This is a genomic window from Pseudoalteromonas sp. RB2-MNA-CIBAN-0110 (genome assembly GCF_040309305.1).
GTDB classification, from domain to species: Bacteria; Pseudomonadota; Gammaproteobacteria; order Enterobacterales; family Alteromonadaceae; genus Pseudoalteromonas; species Pseudoalteromonas arctica.
Map to the genome: position 1 here is coordinate 1 of NZ_JBEOOQ010000381.1, position 212 is coordinate 212.

1 tRNA gene is annotated in these 212 nt (G+C 40.1%); it reads left to right on the plus strand.

What is annotated here, in order from left to right:
* The first annotated feature begins 136 nt into the window (after nt 1–136).
* Nucleotides 137–210: transfer RNA gene (locus AAEY68_RS21855), tRNA-Val, on the plus strand.
* Nucleotides 211–212 lie beyond the last annotated feature (2 nt).

A 212-nucleotide genomic window follows, 5' to 3' on the forward strand; every position in this document is an offset into this window, starting at 1 on the left:
TAAAAGTACATCTGAAGGAAAAAGCACTACCTACTCTTGATCACCCGGTCCAAAGGTCAGTAGTTCGAATCCACTCAGTCGTACCAAATTTATTCTAATATCACAGAATAAATTTATTTAAGAATTCAAAAATTGTACGACTGTAGCTCAGTTGGTTAGAGCACTACCTTGACATGGTAGGGGTCGGTGGTTCGAATCCACTCAGTCGTACC